The organism is Collinsella sp. CLA-ER-H11 (genome assembly GCF_040092445.1).
Taxonomy (GTDB): domain Bacteria; phylum Actinomycetota; class Coriobacteriia; order Coriobacteriales; family Coriobacteriaceae; genus Collinsella.
The window spans coordinates 1-2096 of the sequence record NZ_JBBNLN010000025.1; the positions used below are offsets into that span (position 1 = coordinate 1).

2 protein-coding genes are annotated in these 2096 nt (G+C 56.0%); both read right to left on the reverse strand.

What is annotated here, in order from left to right:
* Nucleotides 1-674: 674 nt before the first annotated feature.
* A complete protein-coding gene (locus tag AAAX35_RS09525) occupies nt 675-1799 on the reverse strand; it encodes an aminotransferase (protein ID WP_349117452.1) in 1125 nt (374 codons plus the stop codon).
* A gap of 149 nt (nt 1800-1948) precedes the next feature.
* Nucleotides 1949-2096: arginine deiminase family protein (locus AAAX35_RS09530; protein ID WP_349117453.1), on the reverse strand; the 148-nt coding region annotated here is incomplete at its 5' end.

Consider the following 2096-nt stretch of genomic DNA (forward strand, 5'->3'; position numbering starts at 1 on the left):
CGAGCTCGTCGGGCGGCAGGTTGAGGAGCTCGTCGCCGGGACGGTGCAGGCAGACCTTCCTGAGCTTGCCGATCTCGGAAGGCACGTGCAGACCTTTCGTCATGGCCTCCTACCTTTCTTTCGGGCCCCTGTCAGGGCCGATTCGTTAGCGCCCCTCCGTGTGAGGCGTTATTGCTGACGACATATTTATATCCAAAATCAGTTCATACTTCCACCTCGCCCCCGAACGGTTTTATATGAGGGGTGAACGGCATACACATATACTTCACGCATGGCACACTTTGATTTAATAAAGTTTATTTACGTGCTTAAACGCGTTTTCAATCCAAATAACAAATGGAACTTAACTTTATTAAACCACCCTCAAATTGCATATTTCCAATAAAGCTATGAATAGAATTAGCGATTCATACCGCGTCTCAACCATTTTCATTTTTATTCAGAAAAAAGTTTGTCCTATTCATTTCTGGTAACAAATTACCGTTTACCAGACGCTTGATACCGTTCACCGGAAGCTCAGTATAAGGCCCATCGGATACCGGCTCGCCTTACGGCCTCATTTGTAACAACTTGACTTCTCGGTATAGAAAAACAGTCCCGCTCCCCTCATGGGAAACGGGACTGTTATCGATAATCGTAGACAGATTTGAGCGGTTTTGAGAGCCGTCGGAATCCTAGCGATCGAACTCCGCCAGTGCCTCGCCCAGGAGCCTCAGACCCTCGCGCAGAACGTCCTCGCTCGCGCAGTAGCCCAGGCGTGCGCCGCAGGGAAGCTCAAAGCGGCTACCGGGAACCAACAGCACTCCCCTCTCGGCCAGCAGGCGCTTGCAGAACTCCTCGTCGTCCTCGGGAATATCAAGCTTGATAAACGAGGTAGACACGCCCTGCGGGGCCGTCCAGGAAACGCGATGCTGCGTATCAATCCAAGCCTGCGCGATATCGCGGTTTCCAAACACGATCTTGCGGTTGCGCTCGAGGATCTTGTCCTTGTGCTCGAGCACATAGGTCGCCAGGGCGTCGTTGAACACGCCGCCGCAAATCATGGTGTAGTCGCGGTACGTGCGAATGCGGTTAGATACCTCTTCGTCTGCCACAACCCAGCCCACGCGGGCCGCAGGCGTCGAATAGGTCTTGGACACCGAGTTGGTGACGATGGCCTTCTCGTACACATCGGCCATCGACAAAAAGTCCTCAGTGTTCTCAAGCGGCAGGTACACCTCGTCGCACAGCACATAGGCGCCAACCGAGCGGGCGATCCCGGCAATCTGGCCGAGCGTATCGGCATCAAGCACCGTACCGATGGAGTTCGATGCGTTGTTGATGCAGATGAGCTTCGTGTTGGGGCGCACCGAGCGCTTGAGCTCCTCGATATCGGGTTTCCATCCGAGCTCCTCGCGAAGCTCCCAATACTCGACCTCGGCGCCGAGCGTACGCGGGATCTCATAGAGCGGCGCATAGGTAGGCCACTCGGCGATAACGTGGTCGCCGGGCTCGACTACAGCCATGATGGCGTTGAGATTGGCGCCCGTGCAGCCATTGGTCTGCAGAATGTGATCGGGATTGACCTCGCGACGATACAGCTTGGCAACCTCGGCCTTAAACTCCGGCGAACCCTCGATCCAGCCGTAGTTCATCTTCTCGCGATCCAGGCGCTCGTAGAACGTGACGCCGTCCTGTTCGTCGAGCGCGCGAAGCTCGCCCATGGTGAGCGACGAGATCGTCGACTGGGCGATGTCCCACGTGGCGCTCTTCTCCCAAACGTTGAGCCATTCCTCAACGCCAATCGTCTTGATGTCCATGGCCAAGCTCCTTACAAAAGCAGTCATCCAATCGTGTTGACGTTCCTCATACAAGATTGGGGCGGTGCGAAAACCCGCACCGCCCCAATGGGAGACATCTAATGGCAGCTAGATGTATGTATTATGACCCGTACGAGTCCTTGAAGACCTTAGAGGTCCTCGCGCCAGAAGGGCATGCTCATGCAGCGCGGGCCGCCGCGGCCGCGGGAGAGCTCGGCGGAGGGCACGACGAGAAGGTCCAGGCCCTCCTTGTACAGCACGTCGTTGGTGACGGTGTTGCGGGCGTAGACGCAGATC

Excerpts from the sequence above, each read along its gene's own strand:
- AAAX35_RS09525 (WP_349117452.1), bottom strand. The coding sequence starts at position 1,799 with ATGGACATCAAGACGATTGGCGTTGAGGAATGGCTCAACGTTTGGGAG.